The following is a 20,131-nucleotide window of genomic DNA, read 5'->3' on the forward strand; positions in this document are numbered from 1 at the left end:
ACAATGAGATTAAATATTCAAATACACCCGGGCTGGTTAATGACAAGAAAAGGGACGCCCCTTTGGGCGCCCCTTGTGAACTCCTACAAAATACTACCTAATGAGCACGTAATACAGCCACTAGGAAAGAACATCACACATTAAAAATCGAGATTTTTCACGTACTTCGCATGTTCTTGGATAAAGTCACGACGAGGTTCTACATTATCACCCATCAAGGTATTGAACAGTGTATCAGCCAGCATCGCGTCACTGACAGTTACCTGAAGCATGGTACGACTCTCAGGGTCCATCGTAGTTTCCCAAAGTTGGGTCGCATTCATCTCACCCAAACCTTTATAGCGCTGTACATTGTACTTCGCGTTTTCTCCAAATTCCCTGATGATCTCATCACGTTCCGCCTCGGAGTTCGCATAACGTACAACTTTGTTACGCTCTACTTTGAATAGTGGTGGCTGAGCAATATAAATATAGCCTGCATCAATGATTTTACGCATGTACCGATAGAAGAACGTCAGCAACAACGTACGAATATGGGCACCATCGACATCCGCATCTGTCATGATAATGACCTTGTGATAACGGGCTTTGGCGATGTCAAAGTCGTCTCCGATCCCTGTGCCCATTGCTGTTACCATCGACCGGATTTCATCACTGGACAAAATACGGTCCAAGCGTGCCTTTTCGACATTCAGGATTTTACCGCGAATCGGCAAAATAGCTTGAAAGTGACGATCACGACCCTGCTTGGCCGAACCCCCCGCTGAGTCACCTTCGACGATGTACAGTTCACTAATCGAAGCATCCTTAGAGGAGCAATCTGCCAGCTTGCCTGGGAGCGAACTGATTTCCAGCGCGCTTTTACGACGTGTAAGCTCACGCGCTTTACGCGCTGCTTCCCGGGCACGTGCTGCTTGTAATGATTTATCAACCACACGGCGGGAAACAGACGGATTTTCCTCTAGGAATTCCTGGAGTTTCTCTGCGAATAGGGATTCGACAATCCCTCGCACCTCACTGTTCCCCAGCTTTGTCTTGGTCTGACCCTCAAACTGTGGTTCTGGAATTTTGACGGAGATAATCGCCGTCAATCCTTCACGCACATCATCACCAGTCAAGTTGGCATTGTTGTCCTTAATCAAGCCATTTTTACGTGCATAATCGTTAATAATCCGGGTTAATGCACTCTTGAAGCCTGATTCGTGAGTTCCGCCCTCATGGGTATTGATGTTGTTAGCAAAAGAATAAATATTCTCGGTATAGCTGTCGTTATATTGCAAAGCAACCTCGACTTGAATCATATCACGCGAGCCTTCGACATAAATCGGCTGTTCATGTAACGCTTCTCTTTTTTGATTCAAGAATTGTACATATTCACTGATTCCGCCCTCGTAATGGAATGTATCGCTGGCGCCCGTCCGTTCATCAGTCAAGCTGATTGCAATGCCTTTGTTCAGGAAAGCCAACTCACGAATCCGCGTTTGGAGCGTATCATAATCGTACACAGTCGTTTCTGTAAAGATTTGATCGTCCGGATAGAAGGTCGTTTGGGTACCCGTCTCGTCTGTATCACCGATGACTCTGACATCATACTGCGGAGCACCACGGTGATATTCCTGCTCATACAGATGTCCGTCCCGTTTAACATGAACAATCATTTTGCTGGAGAGAGCGTTCACTACCGATACACCAACCCCGTGCAGACCACCGGATACCTTGTACCCTCCGCCTCCGAATTTACCACCTGCGTGAAGTACAGTCATAACGACTTCCAGCGCAGATTTTTTCATTTTGGCGTGTTCGCTTACCGGAATACCGCGTCCGTTATCTGTAACGGTAACGCTGTTATCTTCGTGAACCACAACTTGAATGCTGTCACAATAACCCGCCAGCGCTTCGTCAATGCTGTTGTCCACAACTTCCCAGACCAGATGATGGAGACCTTTGGCGCTCGTGGAGCCAATATACATCCCGGGACGTTTCCGAACCGCTTCCAGGCCCTCGAGGACCTGAATCTCGCCCGCATCATAAGACGGTTGATTCATAGACATGCCTTTCACCTACTTCTATAGATTCTATGGTTAAGCATTGGCAACAAACTGGTTTGCCCGCTTTTTGAGTGTTGTTGAGGAGATGGGGGAATAATACACCGTATTCTGAGTCACTACGATGGACTTGGCTTCCTCTTCGCCAATCATCTCGACATGCTTTTGCTGTTGGGCGTGGTTCACATATTGCTTGGAGATTTTAGAGGATTTTTCAATCGAGATATCGAAAATAGCCACAAGCTCTGACGAGCGGATGATTTTTTCTCCACCCAGATGAATATACATAGCGGTCACTCACTCCTTAGTGTTCCACATGCCCGTCGTGGACGTGATAAATATTGGCATCCTTGAGTCGTTCTGCGTTCAAAGTCTCAACCCCGGTTGCCGTGATAAAGGTCTGTACCTTGCTTTGGAAAGTCTCGATCAGCTGGGTCTGACGATAGGGGTCCAGCTCGGACAAAACATCATCCAGCAGCAAGACAGGATATTCACCAATTTCCTCATGAATTAACTCTATTTCGGCCAACTTCAAGGACAGGGCCGTCGTCCGCTGCTGCCCCTGAGAGCCATACGTATGCACTTCTCTGCCGTTAATGGCAAAGGCCAAATCGTCACGATGGGGTCCCGCCAAAGTCATGCCACGGCGGATTTCCTGTTCCCTCATTTGGGATAACTTTATCATAAATCGCTCCAATAAGACAGCTTCATCTTCTTCCTCTGGCTCACTGAAGGAGGGAACATAGGTTAATTTTAACTCTTCTGTCCCACCTGCGATCCCTTCATGAATGGCCTGAGCCCACTTTTGTAGCTTTGTTATAAATTGTTTCCGCTTTTTAACAATTTTAACACCATGCTCAACAAGTTGCTCATTCCATACCTCCAGCATCAGCTGCACTGACGCCATATCCTTACCCCAAGCTTGCTTGAGCAGGTTGTTTCGCTGAACCAATACTTTCTGATATTGCTGCAAATGATACAGATATCCTGGCGCAACCTGTCCGATTTCCATGTCAAGAAACCGGCGGCGAACCCCCGGTGTTCCTTTCACAATTTCCAGATCCTCAGGTGCAAACATGACCACATTTAACGAACCGATAAAATCGCTCAGTTTGCGCTGCTCCAGTCCGTTGATCTTTGCTTTTTTGCCTTGTGTGGATAACGCGAGATCCAGTCTGATTTTCCCGTATTTTTTATCCACATCCGCAGCTAGGTGAGTGGAAGTAGCCCCGAAAGAGATTAACTCCTTGTCGCGGGACGTTCGATGACTTTTGGTTAAAGCCAGTACAAAAATTGCCTCTACCAGATTCGTTTTGCCCTGCGCATTTTGTCCGATCAGCAAATTAACGGGCCCAAATTCATTCAGCTCCAGCTGTTCATAGTTCCGGTACTGCTGCAAAACAATGTTGTTCACAAACACATAGGGTCCCCCTTGTTACTCCGTACCTAAAAGGAGTCCTTGCCACCCAGGCGATCATGCTCCTGCTGTAACTTCGAAACTTCCGTTGTCCTCTACTTCTACGGTATCACCCGGGTACAGTTTTCTTCCACGACGTTCTTCCGGTTCACCATTCACACGGACTTGTCCCTCTTGCAGCAGGGCTTTAGCCATGCCTCCTGTGGATACACAATCGGCTAATTTTAAAAATTGATCGAGCTTAATGTATTCGGTTTGTATAGATATCTGTTTCAAGGCTTGTTCATCCTTTCGCTTGTCCTCGGGTGGGTTAACGCTAAACGTCAGTTGGTTGTGCGATATGGCAGGATGATATACAGCGCATTGCTGGAATCAGCCGGTTTTAAAATAATGGGGCTCATAATGCCGGTAAAAGCAATCGTCAGCTGCTCGCTGTCAATCACCTTCAGCACGTCGAGCATGTATTTAGAGTTGAACGAAATTTTGAGCGGCTCTCCCTCAAATTTGGACACAGTTACTTCCTCACGCACTTTGCCAAGCTCAGAGGAACTAGAGGAAATCTCCAAACCGCCATTTTCCAGCGACTGCATTTTTACAATATTCGTTTTTTCCTCACGGGACAGCAAATAAGCACGGTCAATTGACTCACTTAAACTTTTTGTATCCACAATCAGTTCTGTTTTGTAGGAGGTCGGAATAATTCTAGAAGTATCAGGATAGGTGCCGTCCAAGATGCGGGAATAAAATAGCACCCGATCTACTTTGAATAATACCTGATTGTCCGCTACTACGATATCCACAAGCATATTTTGATCTGGAATAATTCTGCTCAGCTCATTCAGCGTTTTGCCCGCAATGACAACATTGCTAAAACGCAAGCCTTCAGACGTCTCCAAATGAGCGCTACGGGTGGCAAGGCGGTGGCGGTCCGTTGCCACAAACTTCAATTCACCCTCAGCCAGATTCCACAACACGCCAGTTAAAATCGGTGTCGTTTCGTGGGTGGAGATGGAGAATACCGTCTGTTTAATCATATTTTTAAGTAAATCTCCTGGTACAGAGATGACTTGATTTTCTTCAATGTTGGGAAGCACCGGGAATTCTTCAGGGTCCAAGCCAACAATCTGAATTTCAGTTGCGCCAGACGAGATAAAGGTTTGAAATTGGTCTTTTACCTCCATATGGATCTCCTGCGACGGCAACTTTTTGATAATTTCGACAAAGAATTTGGCAGGCAGCACAACACTGCCGGGTTGTTCGACCTGAACAACAGTTTGGTCACCATCCTCCATCGGAATAAAGGATTGAATGGAGATGTCTGTATCGCTGGCGGTCAGCGTTACTCCCTGGTGATTCACATCCAGCTTAATACCACTCAGAATTGGAATCGTAGTCCGACTTGATATCGCTTTGGATACATGTTGTATAGCCTCGTTCAAAACGTTTTTCAGAATGCTGATCTTCATAAGTTCCTCCTACGGGTTTTAATCCTTCAAGCACGCGTTGACGCGGGCCTTATTTAGGTGATGTATATCTTTAAAATATATTAGTAATAGTAATAGGCGCACTGAATATGTGGATAAGTCACTGTAACCCTAATAAAATCAAGCCTATCCACATGTGTATAAATTGTGTATAGGCTCTGAACTTATTCAGGTTGGATTTTTGATTTTTTCTATTAGGCTGTTGATAACTTTAAACAGATCCTGATCCACTTGAATGGATTTGGAGATTTTTTCGTGCGCATGAATGACAGTCGTATGATCACGCCCACCGAAGGCTTCGCCGATTTTTGGCAAAGAATAGTCGGTTAGCTCACGAGACAGGTACATGGCAATCTGTCGTGGAAAAGCTACAGCCTTCGTCCGCTTACGCGCTTTAAAATCCTCCAGCCGTAGATTGTAAAATTCCCCGACTTGATGCTGTATATCCTGAATCGTGATCATTTTTGGACGACTGGACGGGATAATATCTTTCAACGCCTCAGCCGCGAGATGACTTGTGACATCCTGATTGGTTAAGGAGGAATAAGCGACAACGCGAATAAGCGCCCCTTCCAGCTCACGGATGTTTGTATCAATTTGATTAGCGATATACATCATGGCCTCATTAGGAATATCCAGGTTCTCCGCCCGCGCCTTTTTCCGAAGAATAGCAATTCTCGTCTCCAGATCCGGCGGTTGAATATCCGTAATAAGTCCCCACTCAAAGCGAGAGCGCAGCCGTTCTTCCAGCGTTGGAATTTCTTTAGGCGGCCGATCGCTTGAGATTATAATCTGCTTGCGTTCCTCATGAAGGGCGTTGAACGTGTGGAAAAATTCCTCCTGCGTCGATTCCTTGCCCGCAATGAATTGAATATCATCAATGAGCAAAATATCAATGTTGCGATATTTATTCCGGAAACTTTCCCCGCGGTTGTCCCGGATGGCATTAATGAATTCATTCGTAAACTTCTCCGACGATAAATAAACGACCTTGCTGGTCGGATTGTGCTCCAAAATATAGTGTCCGATAGCGTGCATCAGATGCGTTTTCCCCAGCCCCACACCACCGTATAAAAACAGCGGATTGTAAGCTTTTGCCGGCGCCTCGGCGACGGCCAGCGATGCCGCATGGGCAAAACGGTTCCCCGATCCGATGACGAATGTATCGAATGTATATTTGGGATTCAGCATATGGGACACAGCTTCTTCATGAACGACCGGCTGCTGCTGAGGTTGTTGCTGAAGGTCGACCTCGGCGGGCTTGTTCTCTTCAATAACGAACTTGACCTCTAGTTGTTTGCCCAAAATTTCATAAACCGTTGCTCCGACTAGCTTGGTATAGCGGCTTTCAAGCCATTCCACGGCAAAAGTTGTCGGTGCAGAAATCACAATGGAGTGGTCATTTAGTTTCGCTGCCTTGGTAGCCTTAAACCAAGTGTCGTAACTCGGCTTACTCAGCTTGGTTTGTATGATGGATAGAATTTGCTGCCATAGTTCAGAGGTATGGCTGTCCACAGACGTCACTCCTTTTAAATCCTGACATTTTACCGAATTAGGCTGCAGAGAGCTGCTCTCGGCGCTTCGGCAAAACGCCTAAATCCCAAAAATGTTGTTGAAGGCCATAAAAAGACATACCGCCGCCTAAATCATGCGGCAGTGTGGTGAGAGAACGCAGCACAAAATGACCCTGAAAAATAGCTAATGGAAATTCCGCTGCTGATCAGCAGAAGAAAGGCGATATTTCTCAGGAGGGAATGTGCGGCACGATCCGTTCTCTTGATCCCGCAGGCCAAAACGGGACTGCAATATGTCGAAATCAAATGAAAAATGTAGAATATATCCCCAGAATCCCGAATCCGCACAAAAATAAAAAGATGGATAAATTGAACTTGTTCACAACTTTATCCACAGGGTGTTGATAATATGGAGGGTAAAACAACATATTCACATTCAAAAGTAATATCATCATAGCAAAAGAAGCCTTGTATTTCAATGACTGGTGGTTATTTATCCACAAATTCAATCTGTTGTGTACAATTTTTATTCACAACACAAGATATTGTTTATAATTTGTTCAGTTTTCGACAATAACTCTTTTTTACTCTAAAATGTTATGCACAGGTTATGACCATTTAAATCACAATTCAGTTCTTTTTGTGGATCTGTGTATAACAGCCGTTGCCTTTTGGTCACAGAGGCTTATTTTTCTGTTGAAAATTTCCGGTAACGTTTCCGACATTATTTTTGAACGAACCTGATAACGTCGATCTGAAAATAGGATGGATTCAAGTTACAGAATGAATAAATGTAAAAAACCGTTTTTGGAGGAGCGAAAACTACAAATAGAATGCTGATGATGGAGGGAGAGGTGAAAGAAGTTTTATGAAGTAAGGGGATAAAAGAGTGAAGTGAGTGAGCGGGAGGAAGGGGAGGAGGCTTCCTGAATGCGAAAAAGAGGGAGAGGATTCACAAGTACATTGACTTTGGCCGCTATTTGTGGTTAAATGTACAAAGGTGTTTTTTGTGGAGATTGCTACGTTAGGTATATTCCATATAAAACGTATTCCTTGTAAGGAGGTGCAGCACAATGAGACCGACTTTCAGACCGAATGTCAGCAAACGTAAAAAAGTTCACGGCTTCCGTAAAAGAATGAGCACGAAGAATGGCCGTAAAGTTTTGGCAGCTCGTCGCCAAAAAGGTAGAAAAGTATTGAGTGCGTAATGCGTGCATAAAGACCACTACGGTGGTCTTTTTTTTCATAATTGAGGTATTCAGGGATCGGATTCCTTCTTTTATTGTTGTAAAAAATGTAGTGAAAGAAGAGGGAGAAGTCCAGCATCCTGTCCTATATTAGATGAAGCTTTTGAAAACGGATATAAAATAAGCGAGATTACCATGTTGGAATGTTGTCCATACTTCTTACTATATAAAAGGTAAAGGTTAGCTTACCGACATGTGTAAAAGAGATGAGCAAGGAGAAGCGCCGTGCAAAAAAAATTGCGTCTACGAAACCGGGCGGACTTTGGGCGCGTATACCGCCATGGCAAATCTTTTGCCAACCATCAGTTTGTGGTGTACTGGTTCCGCCGCAGAGAGGTAGAGCAGTTCCGCGTCGGAATTTCGGCCAGCAAGAAGATCGGCAACGCAGTAGTTCGCAACCGGATGCGCAGAATCGTTAAGGAAATTGTGCGCCATCATGAGCATGAATTGGTGGAGCAGATTGACCTGATTTTTATCGTTCGTAAGGGTGCGGTTACAATGTCGTATCAAGAGCTGGAGAAAAGCGTGCTGCACGTTCTACGCAAAGCCTCGCTGCTCAAGTCTTCACGCCGATAGTCAGTATCTTTGTCCTACAGGATATGGTATGATTTACGTTGGAATGGATTGGTTAAGAAAGGGGTTATGAAGTGTCGCGTTTGAAGACTCAACGAGGAAAATGGTTCCTCCTGATTGCCTTATTGGCACTTGTTGCTGTGCTGTCCGGATGTGCTCAGACGGCCCACAATTCTTACACGACGGCAGACTTGGCCAATGGATCGTTTTGGCAAAGATATGTCGTTTACTGGTTTTCGTATGCGTTAGATACATTTGCCCAATGGTTCTCTGGAGAGTATGGCCTGGCCGTACTGATTCTGGTGATTATCGTGCGAACCATTATTTTGCCGCTTACACTCAAGCAAGTACGTAGTTCCAAAGCTATGCAGGCCATTCAGCCGCAATTAAAAGAAATTCAAGCGAAGTACAAGGATACGCCTGAAAAAGTCCAGCAAGAGACGATGAAGTTGTTCCAGGAAAATAAGGTCAACCCGATGGCTGGCTGTCTTCCTTTGGTAGTACAGATGCCAATTTTCATCGCGCTTTATAATGCCATTTATTATAACTCGGCATTGCGGGATCATGACTTCTTGTGGCTCCAGTTAGGTAAACCGGATCACTTGTTTATCCTGCCGATTTTGGCAGCGATTACGACTTTTGTCCAAACCTGGATGATGATGAAAATGAATCCGACGCCGCAGCAGGGACCAATGCAATTTTTGCTGTACGTCTATCCAGTGCTGATTCTTTTCATGTCGTACAACTTCCCATCCGCTTTGCCGTTGTACTGGTTCTACAGTAATATTTACACGATCATTCAAAACTATTTCCTTTATCGGAATAAGGATAAAGAAGCAGCACTGGCGAATGTGAAAACAGCCAGTCTCGCGAAAACAGGTTTCTCCAATAGTAAGAAAAAAAGTGGCAAAAACACGAAGGGGGCTAAAAAGTCGAGATGACCAAAGTCGTGACATCAGGAAAAACCGTTGAAGATGCTGTAAGACAAGGACTCTCCCAGCTGGGAGTAAGCCGTGAACGGGTAACCGTAAGCGTGTTGGAACAGCCGTCAAAAGGATTCCTGGGGTGGCTCGGGGTCAAGAAGGCGAAGGTGGAGCTTACGCTGCTCTCTGAGCCGTCTCCTGAAACCACACACGCGGCTGAACCTCATGTATCGGCTCAAGCACCTTCTAGCGTGGGACAGGCTTTATCAGAAGAAACTGGGCCTGTTGCACAGGAAGCACAGATGAACATGGGAGCACCCTCGGGACATATAGATCCTTATGAAGAGGCGGTGCGTTTCATCCGTGAAACAGCAGCAGGAATGGGATTGGACGTTAAAGTTGATGTCCGCCACCGCAAGGATGAAAGTACACTGGATATCTCCGGTCCGTCACTCGGTATGTTGATCGGCCGCAGAGGACAGACATTGGATGCATTACAGTACCTGACGAATATCGTTGCCAACCGTCATTCTGACAAATTCATCCGAATTGTGCTGGATGCCGAGCAATTTCGTGCACGTCGGCAAAAAACGCTGGAGGATTTGGCAGATCGGTTGGCAAACCAGGCTATTCGTTATGGCAAGGAAGTGGTACTGGAGCCAATGCCGTCACAGGAGCGGAAGCTGATTCACGCCAAGCTCCAACAGCATGCGCTGGTTAGAACATACAGCAAGGGGGACGAGCCCAATCGGCGCGTCGTCATTGCTAAAAAATAATCCGACGCAATGGCTCTCTGCAAGATGCAGAAGCCATTGCTTTTTTTCTTATATTTCTCGCTGAAACGGCTGCCGTCCTTGATGAAGGACGGCAATGTCGTTTCTACATGATAGGAGGTAGAAACTTTATGCTGAGCGATACTATAGCTGCCATTGCAACGGCTGTCGGCGAGGGCGGCATTGCGGTTGTACGGATCAGCGGTCCAGAAGCGGTCACGGAAGTGGAGGCTTTGTTCCGTAGTAAAACGCCTCTAAGCAAGGCTCCAACTCACACGGTACATTATGGACATATAATAGATCCTCAAAGCCAGGAAAAGGTGGAGGAAGTTTTAGTTACAGTGATGCGGGCTCCACGCTCTTTTACGACAGAAGATGTCGTAGAAATCAGCACTCATGGCGGGGTCGTAGCCGTCAAACGGGTGATGGATTTACTATTGCTGCAAAATATACGTCTGGCTGAGCCAGGTGAATTTACGAAACGTGCTTTTTTGAATGGTCGTATTGACCTGAGTCAGGCGGAGGGCGTTATTGACTTGATTCGCTCCAAATCAGATAAAGCTTTTTCGGTGGCTTTGAAGCAGGTGGATGGACAACTGTCCCAGAATATTCGTCGCTTGCGTCATGTTTTGGTGGAGACACTTGCTCATATTGAAGTGAACATTGATTATCCTGAGCATGATGTTGAATCTTTTACATCTGACTTAATCAAGGATAAAAGCAGTCAGGTCATGACGGAAATTGATCGGCTGCTGCATACGGCGGAGCAGGGAAAGATCTTGCGTGAAGGGCTGACCACAGCGATTGTTGGAAGACCAAATGTGGGAAAATCATCACTGCTGAACACATTGGCTCAGGGCGAGCGGGCAATTGTGACCGATATTCCGGGCACAACCCGTGACGTTATTGAGGAATATGTGACGATTAATAGTATTCCGCTCAAGCTGCTGGATACAGCTGGGATTCGTGAAACGATGGACGTAGTGGAGCGGATCGGAGTAGAACGTTCGAGAACGGCGGTTAGTGAAGCGGATCTGCTGCTCATCGTCATTAACGCCAACGAACCACTGCATGAGGATGAAATGGCATTAATGGAACAAATCCGCGGTAGACAAGCGATTGTCATTATGAATAAAATGGACTTACCGGCCCAAGTAGACCGGGATTTGTTGCTGCGTTATGTTCCGGAAGAGCTTATCGTACCGATGTCTGTGAAGGAAAATGAGGGAGCGGACCGACTGGAGCAGGCTATATCGAATTTATTCTTTAGCGGCAAGCTGGAATCAGCGGATATGACATATGTCAGCAACGTACGGCATATTGCTTTGTTGAAGAAGGCGCGGCAATCGCTGGTAGATGCCTATGAAGCCGCTGATCAATTTGTTCCGATCGACATGATCCAGATTGATGTAAGGCTGGCATGGGAGCATTTGGGTGAGATTGTAGGCGATACTGCGCATGATGCGCTAATAGATCAAATATTTTCACAATTTTGTCTGGGCAAATAGAACTTTCAAGCATGGCTGATATAAGCCTACTATCGTTATATATACAAGAGCATATTCGGCGTGAAGACCGGAATGTATAAGGAGGTAAGAAAGGTATGGGTTACCAAGGAGGCGACTATGACGTAATTGTCGTAGGCGCGGGCCATGCGGGCGTAGAATCAGCCTTGGCAGCAGCACGGATGGGCTGTCGCACGTTGATGATCACAATTAACCTGGATATGGTCGCTTTCATGCCCTGCAACCCGTCTATTGGCGGTCCTGCAAAAGGGCATGTGGTGCGAGAAATTGATGCACTGGGCGGCGAAATGGGTCGGAATATCGATAAGACGTTTATCCAAATGAGAATGTTGAATACTGGTAAAGGTCCCGCGGTTCATGCATTGCGTGCACAAGCAGACAAGTTCTCTTATCAGCATACGATGAAGGAAACGATGGAAAAGGAACCGAATCTGACCTTACGCCAAGGTATGGTTGAAGAGCTGATTATGGAAGACGGTCATTGCGTAGGTGTAATTACGAAGACGGGCACAGAGTATCGAAGTAAAGCAGTTGTCCTGACCACAGGCACTTATCTGCGCGGAAAAATCATTATGGGCGAGCTGATGTACGAGAGTGGTCCAAATAATCAACAGCCTTCGTTGAGATTGTCTGAGCATTTGAGAGAGCTGGGTTTTGATCTAGTTCGATTTAAGACAGGAACGCCGCCACGTGTGCATAAGGACACGATTGATTTTAGCAAAACGGAAATACAACCGGGTGATGATCAACCGAAGTTCTTTTCCTATGAAACGAAGTCATCGGATAATGAACAGCTTCCTTGCTGGCTGACATATACTTCAATAGAAACGCATCAGATTATTAATGATAATTTGCACCGTGCACCCATGTTCTCTGGTCTGATTGAAGGAACGGGACCACGTTATTGCCCATCTATTGAAGATAAGGTGGTACGTTTCAGTGATAAGCCTAAGCACCAAATCTTTTTGGAGCCTGAAGGTAAAAACACATCTGAATACTATGTTCAGGGCTTGTCGACCAGCTTGCCAGAGGATGTGCAATTAGCTGTGCTTCGTTCGATTCCGGGGATGGAAAAGGTAGAGATGATGCGCAATGGCTATGCTATTGAGTATGATGCAATGGTACCTACGCAGTTATGGCCTACTTTGGAAACGAAGAAAGTCCCGGGCTTGTTCACAGCAGGTCAGATTAACGGTACCTCCGGTTACGAAGAAGCTGCAGGTCAAGGGATTATGGCAGGTATTAACGCAGCTCGCAAGGTGCAGGGCAAAGAGCCTGTCGTATTGGACCGTTCGCAAGGCTATATTGGGGTTCTGATTGACGATCTCGTGACGAAGGGTACGAATGAGCCGTATCGCTTGCTGACGTCACGTGCAGAATATCGTCTGTTGTTGCGTCATGATAACGCCGACCTGCGATTGACTCCGATCGGGCATGATATTGGCCTAATTACGGATGAACGATACGAGCGCTTTTTGGATAAAAAGCAAAAGGTAGAGCAAGAGATTGAACGTTTACGCTTGGCGAAGGTTCGTCCGGTTGATATAAATGAGATGCTGGAGCAAGGCGGATCTGCACCAATACAGGATGGCAGTAATTTGTTAACGGTGCTGCGTCGACCAGAGATCAGTTATGCGCAAGTAGCACAAATCTCACCTTCACCTATAGCTCTAACTGAGGAAGAACAGGAGCAGGTGGAAATCCAAATTAAGTATGCGGGCTACATTGAAAAGCAATTGATGCATGTTGAGCGTCTGCAAAAGATGGAGAAGAAGAAGCTCCCAGAGGATATTGTATACAGTGAAGTTCAAGGACTGGCCATTGAAGCCAAGCAGAAACTTGAAAAGATCCGTCCGATGTCAATTGGCCAAGCATCCCGTATTTCGGGTGTAACTCCTGCGGATATTTCCATTTTGCTGGTTTATCTGGAGCATTATAACCGCGTAACGGCAGCAAGGGGATCATAATGGACGCGATACAACAGCAATTTAAGCAGCGGCTGGCAGAGCATAGTATTGTGATTAATGACAGTCAGTTAGAGCAGTTTGAAACATATTACCGTGTGCTGGTTGAGTGGAATGAAAAAATGAACCTGACGGGTATTACTGAGCGTGATGCAGTGTACACCAAGCATTTTTATGATTCTCTTTCCCTGGCCTTTTATGTACCGTTAAAAGACGTGGAAAGCCTAGCTGATATTGGATCAGGTGCAGGTTTTCCGGGCATTCCTTTGAAAATATGCTTTCCGCAGATTCAGTTGACTATTGTAGACTCGTTGAATAAACGTATACAATTCTTGGCACATGTGGTAGAACAGTTGGGTCTGGAAAATGTTGAACTGATTCATAGCAGGGCAGAGGAATTGGGGCGTAAACCAGGATACCGCGATAGTTATGATCTAGTGACAGCCAGAGCGGTTGCTCGTCTCGCAGTATTGAATGAATTTTGTTTGCCGTTTGTCCGTGAAGGAGGATACTTTGCCGCGATGAAGGGCAGTGATCCTACAGAGGAAATCAAGGAAGCTTCCTACAGCTTGAAAGAGCTAAAGGGAAAAATCAAACATGTTCAGGCCTTCCAGCTACCTGTTGAAGATGCAGCTAGACATATGATTATTATTGAAAAAAGAGCGGCGACACCACGAAAATATCCACGTAAGCCGGGTACTCCTTTGAAGACGCCGTTAGTGTAAATGTTTGAAAGAAAGTGAATGTTTCACGTGAAACATTCACTTTTTTTATGGCTGATAGACTCTTTACATAAAAGACTCTTTGCTAACATACGTTCTTGTTTACATTTGGGGAGGAGGATGGCTGATAGTTATCAAAGAGGATGCATAATTTATTCTCTTATCCTTCCGAAAAGCTGGTAGAGACGATAGGATTATGGCTGGAAAAGTGATAGAATAGAGATAATCGTTTTAATGTAAGTTGACTGCTCCTGTACCCATGAATTCAGATATACATATAGGGGAGTGGGACAACAAATGTCAGGGGAGTACGTGGAGTGTACCCGCTTACGGCGCTGTTTCATATAAAAGGGTCTACGATCCGCGTAAGGAACTGTTTTTCACGAAGCGCTGTTAGTATGGTGCTATTATGAAATTAGGTGGTATTATACGGAATGAAAGAACAATTTTCCAAGCTATTTGGTTTGACGGAGCGATCTACTGGGGACGAAATAAAACAAATTCCAGTTCGGGATATTGTCAGCAGTCCTTATCAGCCCCGTACCATATTTGACGACGAGAAGATTGATGAGCTATGCCAGACCATTAAGACGCATGGTGTAATTCAACCGATTGTCGTTCGTTTCCGTAATGGACAATATGAGATTATAGCAGGGGAACGTCGTTGGAGAGCTGTCACCAAGCTGGGTATGGAAACTATTCCAGCCATTGTTCGTGAGTTTAATGATTCACAAGCTGCATCCATCGCGTTGATTGAGAATCTTCAACGGGAAGGGTTAACTGCGATTGAAGAGGCTGTAGCTTACCAAAAGCTGATTGATCTACATCAGCTCACCCAGGAAAGCCTCGCTCAACGACTTGGTAAAAGCCAATCCACTATTGCTAACAAGATACGGCTGCTTCATCTGCCGGAGAGAGTGAAAGAGGCTCTAATGGAACGGAAGGTGTCCGAGCGTCATGCTCGTGCATTATTGTCATTAGAGACCGAAGAACTACAGTACAAGGTTTTAGATGAAGTCATTGCCAAAGAACTCAATGTGAAGCAGACAGAGGCACGAGTTGCCTTTTATAAACAAGTATCCACCAATAAGAAATCGAAGCGGATTTCCTTTACCAAGGATGTCCGGCTTGCGCTGAATACGATACGTCAATCCATTGATATGGTGTCTGGCTCAGGCTTGGATATCAAAACCAAGGAATCTGATCATGAGGATCACTATGAGATTGTCATTCAAATTCCCAAACGTAAGTAAGGGATGAAGCGTACAGGCGGCAGCAATTGCCGCTTTTTCTGTCTAACGCCGAATAAAACCGCAGCATACTCAATTCTATTCTGAAATTGCCGTTATCCGTAAGTTAAGGACTAAGTAACGTCTCCATAGAGCATTTTGCAATCATGGAGTGTAGCAGGATTCCGATTAAATTATGAGGTGAATGAAGTGTCAAAAATAATAGCCGTAGCCAATCAAAAGGGCGGAGTAGGCAAAACAACTACTTCCGTTAATTTGGGCGCCGGACTTGCTTCCCTCGGCAAAAGGGTATTGCTCGTGGATATCGACCCGCAAGGTAATACAACCAGCGGTGTGGGTATCAATAAGGCGGATGTGGCAAATTGCATTTATGATGTACTCATTAACGAGGTTGATCCTAGCGAAGCTATTGTCAGTACACAGGTTGAAGGATTAGATATTATTCCGGCAACCATTCAGTTAGCTGGCGCGGAAATTGAACTGGTACCGACCATTTCTCGTGAATTGAGATTAAAAAGATCGCTTCAACTCGTTAAGCATAATTATGATTATATATTAATTGATTGCCCGCCATCGCTGGGTATTTTGACGCTCAATTCATTGACGGCTTCCGATTCAGTCATTATTCCAATCCAGTGTGAATATTACGCATTGGAAGGATTAAGTCAATTGTTGAATACCGTGCGATTAGTGCAAAAACATCTGAACACCTCATTGCAAATTGAAGGTGTGCTGTTAACCATGTTTGATGCTCGCACGAACTTGGGTATTCAGGTGATTGAAGAAGTGAAAAAGTATTTTCAAAGCAAGGTTTATCAGACGATTATTCCACGCAATGTGAGACTCAGCGAAGCACCATCACATGGCCAGTCCATTATTACGTATGATCCCCGTTCCCGTGGGGCAGAGGTATATATTGAGTTGGCAAAGGAAGTGGTATCTTATGAGTAAACGGTTGGGAAAAGGACTTGATGCACTCATTCCCTCCCTTACAGTCAATGAAGAGGATAAGGTTGTTGACATTCCGCTCAGCCAGTTGCGTGCGAATCCGTACCAGCCTCGAAAAACGTTTGATGAAGAGTCCATTAAGGAATTAGCCGAATCCATTCGTCAGCACGGTGTTATCCAACCCATTATTGCACGTAGTGTATTGCGAGGATATGAAATCATAGCCGGGGAAAGACGTTTTCGGGCTTCTCAATTTTGTGGGAATCCGACTATACCTGTAGTTGTTCGCAATTTTACGGATCAGCAGGTGATGGAGATTGCCCTGATTGAGAATTTACAGCGTGAGAATTTGAATGCAATGGAAGTGGCAGTAGCTTATCAGGGATTAATGGATCAGTTTTCTTTAACTCAGGAAGAGTTGTCCATGAAAGTGGGAAAATCACGTTCTCATATTGCCAATTTCCTTCGCTTGCTCGCATTGCCTGAAGAAGTTAAAGATCATGTTTCACGTGGAACATTGTCTATGGGACATGCTAGAGCTATTGTTGGGCTCAAAGATCCAGACATGGTGAAACAGTTAGCACAGCAATGTATTGAACAGCAGTGGAGTGTTCGCGAACTGGAGGAAGCTGTACAGCAGTTGGATCATAAGCCTGGTGAGGCGAAAGCCAAAACAAAGGTACGAAAAAAGGACCCCTATATTGACCATATGGAAGAGTCCCTGCGTGAACGCTTTAAAACAACTGTAAAGATCAAGCACAATAAGGATAAAGGCAAAATTGAATTGAATTATTACAGCCAGCAGGATTTGGAAAGATTACTGGAGCTATTACAGTAGTTTGTTGAAATATGGACATGTCTCCTTGAGCAAAATGGAAAGTGAGATATGTCTTTGCTTTGTCTGGAATTGCAGGAATTAGAATGGTTTTGATGGATAAACTAATAGCCTTGTGGTATTTGTTTCGCTGTTCTCAAACGTATAAAATATAAGTATGCAGTAACATGATTTTTGAGGTAGAGGAGTAGAAGCAAGCATATGGCTGAATTGAATGGACTAATCATGGAACAGCTTGCCGGAATCGTTGCAGGGATCGTGCTTATTTTGCTCATCCTGTTGATTGTTATTATCGTGCAGGGTGCAAAGCTGAAGAAGATGCGGCGAAAGTATGAAACCATGATGGCAGGCAGCGGTGTCGAGAATTTGGAAACGCTGCTGATTGATTTGAAGGTACAGATGGATACGATTGAGGATGAGCAGGAAACCCATCGTGCAAGTATGAAATCATTACGTAGTAAACTGGCTGGCTTGAAGGGACATATAGGTATCAAACGCTATAATGCCTTTGGTGAGAGAGGAAGCGATTTAAGCTTTTCCCTGGCTATTGTAGACGACAATCAGGATGGTATGGTATTAACCGGCATTTATAACCGAGATGGCTCATATGTGTATGCCAAGCCACTAGAAGCGGGACAATCCACCTATTCCTTATCACCTGAAGAAAAAGAAGCCGTTACTCTTGCGCAGCAAGCAGGACAGAACGGTAATGCCACTCCTTAATTGCGGAGTATAGGCTGCCAGCAATGATATCTGATAATTTCATTACCAAATTTAGTCTCGTATTTTGCAGCACGAAGTATTCCATGAAGCCGCCGACGTTAACGATACCAGTTAAATGGATATCGCCGACCGGCGGTAATTCTTTATTTACACCTGCTCCAGGCTTGAGAGGACCATCTGAAACCTGAATGCATCCAACGCTGGAGGTTTGTCCAAGACATGCATCTATACCAATGATATAAGGCTGTTCATATCGGGCTTGTATGCCATTCAGCGTCGTTTGCAGGTTCATAGCATGTACAGGCTCCTCTAATGTACCGTATAGGTTAAACAGAGGGCTTTTGTAGCGTGATAAATGCGTACCTACGAGCGGACCCAGGCAATCTCCAGTAGAACGGTCGGTGCCGATGCAAATAATGACGATATTTTGCAGACTCGGCGCCTGATGCAGATGGAACAGCAGACGATGGATGATGGCTGATTGGATCCCGGGGTCTGTGTGTGATATTTTTAAGCTTAGGGGTTCTTGCTCCGGAATGAAGTCAGATGGATGAGTCATGGAATCTTCCTTTCGCTCTGTAATGGAGTGTGAAGGTTGCGCTCGCTGTACCTTGGAGAATAACAATTAGCCTGCGGGTAACATTTATTCTCAAGATAGTAGCTAGTATATGGATAAACTTGTGCTTTTATACTCGAAGGAAGTAGATTATTCATAGCCATATGTTTGAAGTCAGTAGATAAGCTTATATAGTAGGAAATAGAATTCGGGAAGCAGGAAGAGTAGTTCCCTTTTTTAAGGAGGAGTACAGGATGACCTTTATGCATTGGCTGGAGGGCGATTCAGGCACAGAAGAGGTAGTGAAGGGTGCTATTCACTTGAAGGATGTCGTATGGAAATTCATTACAGATGGTGAGATGTGGTCGACCTTTTTGTTTGTGATTTTGAAAATCGCAATTATTTTCATTATTACACGTATCTTTATTCGAGTTATTAATAAAATTATAGATAAGTCAATGCAACAAAAGGGAGATAACGGCAGATTCCGATTGAATACAAGGCGGTTAACGACCGTTGGGGAATTGCTAAAAAATGTAACCAATATTGTATTCAATTTCATCTTGATTATGCTGGTGCTTTCGCAAATGGGCATTAATCTTGGTCCTCTGATTGCTGGAGCTGGAGTGCTTGGATTGGCCGTTGGTTTTGGGGCACAGAGCCTGGTTAAGGATGTAATTACTGGATTCTTCATTATTTTTGAAGATCAATTTGCCGTAGGAGACGTCATTCAGACAGGTACTTTCAAGGGTACGGTGGAAATGATCGGGCTGCGCACAACCAGACTGGTGAGCTGGAAAGGTGAGGTGTACATTTTACCGAACGGCTCAATTACAACGGTAACAAACTTCTCCATGTCCAACGCGTTGGCGGTAGTGGATGTGCCAATGAAGGCCGAGCGTAGTCTGGAGGAAGCAGTTGGTTTGGTAAAACAGGCAATCGAAGGCATTGAGGAGTCCAATGTACAGATACTTAATATACCAGATGTGTTAGGGGTTCAGTCCATGACTACCTCAGAGTATATTGTGCGTGTTGTGGCAGAATGTATGCCAAATACAGGGGCCGTGGTAGAGCGTGATATTCAGAATAACATCAAGAAGGCCCTAGAGGATGAGGAACATCGTCAGGCAGCCTTGGAGACAGCGATAACCCTAGAAAAAGAAGATGAACAAGGAAGAAAAGGGGGAGAGAAGGGTGGAGCGTAAGTCATTTGAACTAGGGGACATTGTACAGATGAAGAAGCCTCATCCGTGTGGAACGAATGAAATGGAAATTATCCGCATGGGGATGGATATTCGAATCAAATGTGTCGGTTGCCAGCATAGTGTGCTGATTCCGCGTGCCAAGTTCGAAAAGAATATGAAGAAAGTGCTGCGATCAAAGGCCAACGCCGACGAGTAAAACACGGAAGCGAAATGAGCCAAGAAAGATGAATGGCGATGAACCAGAATCAGCTTGCGTCACAGTTGCAATGATGATATAATTATCCTTGCTGCGGAAAGGTACCCAAGAGGTCTAAGGGGGCTGACTCGAAATCAGTTAGGCGTCGCAAGGCGTGCGTGGGTTCGACTCCCACTCTTTCCGCCACTAACTTCATTTAATAAACCAATCTCTTACGTCTGTGACGTAGG

At 45.1% G+C, this 20,131-nt stretch carries 20 protein-coding genes and 1 tRNA gene; 14 read left to right on the forward strand and 7 right to left on the reverse strand.

Annotated elements, in window-relative coordinates; translation table 11 throughout:
- Positions 1-140 precede the first annotated feature (140 nt).
- The 6 genes from gyrB to dnaA all read right to left on the reverse strand — a co-directional run bounded on the left by gyrB (position 141) and on the right by dnaA (position 6,461).
- Positions 141-2,051, reverse strand: a complete 1,911-nt coding sequence (gene gyrB / locus MHB54_RS12995; RefSeq protein ID WP_013308100.1) for a DNA topoisomerase (ATP-hydrolyzing) subunit B — start codon at positions 2,049-2,051, stop codon at positions 141-143.
- 30 nt (positions 2,052-2,081) lie between these two features.
- Positions 2,082-2,333 carry an extracellular matrix regulator RemB gene (gene remB, locus MHB54_RS13000; protein ID WP_007433255.1) on the reverse strand — a complete coding sequence of 84 codons (252 nt, stop codon included), beginning with the start codon at positions 2,331-2,333 and terminating at the stop codon, positions 2,082-2,084.
- A gap of 16 nt (positions 2,334-2,349) precedes the next feature.
- Positions 2,350-3,465, reverse strand: coding sequence for a DNA replication/repair protein RecF (gene recF / locus MHB54_RS13005; protein ID WP_013308098.1), 1,116 nt, complete (start codon positions 3,463-3,465; stop codon positions 2,350-2,352).
- A gap of 54 nt (positions 3,466-3,519) precedes the next feature.
- Positions 3,520-3,738, reverse strand: coding sequence for a S4 domain-containing protein YaaA (gene yaaA / locus MHB54_RS13010; RefSeq protein WP_023986416.1), 219 nt, complete (start codon positions 3,736-3,738; stop codon positions 3,520-3,522).
- 47 nt (positions 3,739-3,785) lie between these two features.
- Positions 3,786-4,928, reverse strand: coding sequence for a DNA polymerase III subunit beta (gene dnaN / locus MHB54_RS13015; protein WP_023986415.1), 1,143 nt, complete (start codon positions 4,926-4,928; stop codon positions 3,786-3,788).
- A 186-nt stretch (positions 4,929-5,114) separates the two neighbouring features.
- Positions 5,115-6,461, reverse strand: coding sequence for a chromosomal replication initiator protein DnaA (dnaA, locus tag MHB54_RS13020; protein WP_023986414.1), 1,347 nt, complete (start codon positions 6,459-6,461; stop codon positions 5,115-5,117).
- Between the two features lie 1,072 nt (positions 6,462-7,533).
- Here dnaA and rpmH point away from each other — a divergent pair.
- The 11 genes from rpmH (at position 7,534) to MHB54_RS13075 (ending at position 17,944) form a co-directional block, all read left to right on the forward strand.
- Positions 7,534-7,668 carry a 50S ribosomal protein L34 gene (gene rpmH / locus MHB54_RS13025; RefSeq protein ID WP_007433250.1) on the forward strand — a complete coding sequence of 45 codons (135 nt, stop codon included), beginning with the start codon at positions 7,534-7,536 and terminating at the stop codon, positions 7,666-7,668.
- A 264-nt stretch (positions 7,669-7,932) separates the two neighbouring features.
- A complete protein-coding gene (gene rnpA, locus MHB54_RS13030) occupies positions 7,933-8,283 on the forward strand; it encodes a ribonuclease P protein component (RefSeq protein WP_013312817.1) in 351 nt (116 codons plus the stop codon).
- 71 nt (positions 8,284-8,354) lie between these two features.
- The gene (locus MHB54_RS13035; RefSeq protein ID WP_264454323.1) at positions 8,355-9,221 is read left to right on the forward strand and encodes a YidC/Oxa1 family membrane protein insertase; all 867 of its coding nucleotides are present in this window, start codon (positions 8,355-8,357) and stop codon (positions 9,219-9,221) included.
- Positions 9,218-9,979 carry an RNA-binding cell elongation regulator Jag/EloR gene (gene jag / locus MHB54_RS13040; protein WP_028540985.1) on the forward strand — a complete coding sequence of 254 codons (762 nt, stop codon included), beginning with the start codon at positions 9,218-9,220 and terminating at the stop codon, positions 9,977-9,979. Before MHB54_RS13035 ends, jag begins: the two co-directional genes overlap by 4 nt.
- A gap of 128 nt (positions 9,980-10,107) precedes the next feature.
- Complete coding sequence (gene mnmE, locus MHB54_RS13045; RefSeq protein ID WP_013312814.1) at positions 10,108-11,484, forward strand: tRNA uridine-5-carboxymethylaminomethyl(34) synthesis GTPase MnmE; 1,377 nt, start codon at positions 10,108-10,110, stop codon at positions 11,482-11,484.
- A gap of 95 nt (positions 11,485-11,579) precedes the next feature.
- Positions 11,580-13,469: a tRNA uridine-5-carboxymethylaminomethyl(34) synthesis enzyme MnmG gene (mnmG, locus tag MHB54_RS13050; protein ID WP_028540984.1), complete on the forward strand. Its 1,890-nt coding sequence runs from the start codon at positions 11,580-11,582 to the stop codon at positions 13,467-13,469.
- On the forward strand, positions 13,469-14,191 hold the full coding sequence (gene rsmG / locus MHB54_RS13055; RefSeq protein ID WP_023991153.1) for a 16S rRNA (guanine(527)-N(7))-methyltransferase RsmG: 723 nt from the start codon (positions 13,469-13,471) through the stop codon (positions 14,189-14,191). The genes mnmG and rsmG overlap by 1 nt, the downstream gene beginning before the upstream one ends.
- Before the next feature lie 431 nt (positions 14,192-14,622).
- Entirely contained in the window at positions 14,623-15,441 is an 819-nt protein-coding gene (gene noc, locus MHB54_RS13060; protein ID WP_013312811.1) for a nucleoid occlusion protein, read from the forward strand.
- A gap of 186 nt (positions 15,442-15,627) precedes the next feature.
- Positions 15,628-16,389 (forward strand): ParA family protein, encoded by a 762-nt coding sequence (locus tag MHB54_RS13065; RefSeq protein ID WP_023991152.1) that lies wholly within the window; start codon positions 15,628-15,630, stop codon positions 16,387-16,389.
- Entirely contained in the window at positions 16,382-17,224 is an 843-nt protein-coding gene (locus MHB54_RS13070) for a ParB/RepB/Spo0J family partition protein (protein WP_013312809.1), read from the forward strand. Before MHB54_RS13065 ends, MHB54_RS13070 begins: the two co-directional genes overlap by 8 nt.
- Before the next feature lie 198 nt (positions 17,225-17,422).
- Positions 17,423-17,944, forward strand: a complete 522-nt coding sequence (locus tag MHB54_RS13075) for a DUF4446 family protein (RefSeq protein ID WP_023991151.1) — start codon at positions 17,423-17,425, stop codon at positions 17,942-17,944.
- Here MHB54_RS13075 and yyaC read toward each other — a convergent pair.
- Positions 17,898-18,503, reverse strand: a complete 606-nt coding sequence (gene yyaC, locus MHB54_RS13080) for a spore protease YyaC (protein ID WP_023991150.1) — start codon at positions 18,501-18,503, stop codon at positions 17,898-17,900. The genes MHB54_RS13075 and yyaC overlap by 47 nt on opposite strands.
- Before the next feature lie 251 nt (positions 18,504-18,754).
- Here yyaC and MHB54_RS13085 point away from each other — a divergent pair, with 251 nt between their 5' ends.
- From MHB54_RS13085 to MHB54_RS13095, 3 genes are all read left to right on the forward strand, one after another.
- On the forward strand, positions 18,755-19,705 hold the full coding sequence (locus MHB54_RS13085) for a mechanosensitive ion channel family protein (protein WP_264454325.1): 951 nt from the start codon (positions 18,755-18,757) through the stop codon (positions 19,703-19,705).
- Entirely contained in the window at positions 19,695-19,901 is a 207-nt protein-coding gene (locus MHB54_RS13090; protein ID WP_043882418.1) for a DUF951 domain-containing protein, read from the forward strand. The genes MHB54_RS13085 and MHB54_RS13090 overlap by 11 nt, the downstream gene beginning before the upstream one ends.
- Before the next feature lie 95 nt (positions 19,902-19,996).
- Positions 19,997-20,087: transfer RNA gene (locus MHB54_RS13095), tRNA-Ser, on the forward strand.
- The last annotated feature ends 44 nt before the right edge of the window (positions 20,088-20,131 follow it).

This window comes from Paenibacillus sp. FSL M7-0802 (genome assembly GCF_038004945.1).
Classification (GTDB): Bacteria; Bacillota; Bacilli; order Paenibacillales; family Paenibacillaceae; genus Paenibacillus; species Paenibacillus polymyxa_B.